Origin of the sequence: Mycobacterium szulgai, from assembly GCF_002116635.1 — a bacterium.
Lineage (GTDB): Bacteria > Actinomycetota > Actinomycetes > Mycobacteriales > Mycobacteriaceae > Mycobacterium > Mycobacterium szulgai.
The window spans coordinates 1-2129 of record NZ_LQPW01000118.1 but is presented as its reverse complement, the minus strand read 5'-3'; the positions used below and the strand labels follow the sequence as shown (position 1 = coordinate 2129).

Genomic DNA, 2129 nt, shown 5'->3' with positions numbered 1-2129 from the left:
CCGGCTGCCGGTGCTGATCGCGGCCCGGTGGGGGTGATGGCTGCGGGTGGTGGCCAGGCTGTAGGCCAGATCCCGCAGCGATACCTCGGGCTGCTCAAGCAGGTGTTGGCGCAATCGAGCGCCCTGAGCGCGTAACGCGGCACTGCTGCGCGCCGATAACGGCCACACCAACACCGTGGGCTGGGCCGACTCGCCCGACTCCCCCGGTGGTGTGGTGGTGGTGTCGGTGTCAGAGACCGCCGGCTCATCGGGGGCCTGCTGCACAATCACATGCGCGTTGGTGCCGCTGATCCCGAACGAGGACACCGCCGCGGTGCGCACGTGCTCGCTCACCGGCCAGGGCTGGGCCTGGCTCAGCAGTTGCACGGTGCCGTGTGACCAGTCGATATGGGGGCTGGGTTGGTCGATATGCAAGGTGGCCGGCAGCACCTGATGATGCAGGGCCTGGATCATTTTGATCAGCCCGGCCGCCCCCGCGGCGGCCTGAGTGTGGCCGATGTTGGATTTGACCGAGCCCAGCCACAACGGCTGGTCGGGGTCGCGGTGAGCGCCGTAGGTGGCGATCAGGGCCCCGGCTTCGACCGGGTCACCCAACGTGGTGCCCGTGCCGTGGGCCTCGACCACATCAACCTGGTCCAACCCGACTCCAGCGTTAGCCGCGGCCTGAGTGATCACGCGTTGTTGGGCGGGCCCGTTAGGAGCGGTCAACCCGTTAGAGGCACCGTCTTGATTGACCGCTGAACCCGCGATCACCGCCCACACCCGATGCCCGTGACGGCGGGCATCACTTAAACGTTCCAACACCAGCACCGCCGCACCCTCACCCCATCCGGTGCCATCAGCGGCCGCAGCGAACGCTTTACAACGCCCATCCACCGCCAACCCACGTTGGCGGGCGAATTCGGTGAAGATCAGGGGGGTGGTCATGAGGGTGACGCCGCCGGCTAGGGCCAGGTTGGATTCGCCGGTGCGTAGTGATTGGCAGGCCAGATGAGTGGCGACCAATGAGGAAGAGCAGGCCGTATCCACAGTGACCGCAGGACCCTGCAGGCCCAGCACATAAGCCACCCGACCCGAAGCCACACTGGTAGCCCCGCCGGTCATCACCAGGCCCGCACTACCCTCATCACCACTATCGCCATAGGACTGCGCCCAGGTCCCGACAAACACTCCCGTCTCAGAACCAGCCAACGAGCCCGGATCAACCCCCGCGTTCTCCAACGCCTCCCAACAAACCTCAAGCAAAACCCGCTGCTGAGGATCCATCGTGGCCGCCTCACGAGCCGAAATGCCGAAGAATTCGGCGTCAAAGCCGGCGATATCAGCCAAAAACGCACCCGAACGGCTATACGTCTTACCCACCGCGTCGGGGTCGGGATCAAACAATCCACCCAGATCCCAGCCGCGGTCGGTGGGGAAATCCCCCACCACGTCGGTGCCGGTGCTGACCACCTCCCACAGATCGGCCGCTGAACCAATCCCCCCGGCAAACCGGCATGCCATACCCACCACGACCACGGGGTCATCGGTGTGGTGGGCAACGGGTGCGGGCAGCGCGGTGGTGGGGGTGGTGTCGGTGAGCAGGCTGTGCAGGTAGTGGGTCAGGGCGGTGGGGGTGGGGTAGTCGAAGATCAAGGTCGCGGGCAGGGTCAGGCCACTGAGCTGAACCAGCGAGTTGCGCAGGTCTAAGGCGCTAACAGAGTCGATGCCGAGGTCTTTAAACGGTTGGTCAGGATCCAGTGCGCTGGCATCGGGGTCGGCAAGCACGGCGGCGGTAGCGCCAGCCACTATGTCGAGCAGCGTCGCCAACTGCTGTGCGGAGCTTTGGTCAGCCAGCTCGGTCAGCGCCCCCAGCAGGCGGTGATCGGGGCGATGCAGGCCAGCAGCACCGACATCAGCGCCGGTGGCCGGTTCCAGCCAGTACCGGTGGTGTTGGAAGGGGTAGGTGGGCAGGTCCACGGTGTGGGCGTGGGGGTAAAGGTCGGGCCAGTGGGGACTATGGCCGTGGGTGTGGAGTTGGGCCAGGGTGTGGGCGATCATGTCCAGATCGGGGCGATCGCGGCGCAGGGTAGGAATGACCGCGCTGTGCTGCTGGTGGGGGTGATCGGCCAGGGTGTCCGACAAGGCGG

General features: G+C 66.1%; 1 protein-coding gene. It reads right to left on the bottom strand.

Annotation, left to right across the window (positions count from 1 at the left end; translation table 11 throughout):
• Window positions 1–2129 (bottom strand): type I polyketide synthase (locus tag AWC27_RS16080; RefSeq protein ID WP_245847187.1); only part of this gene is annotated, 2129 nt, incomplete at both ends.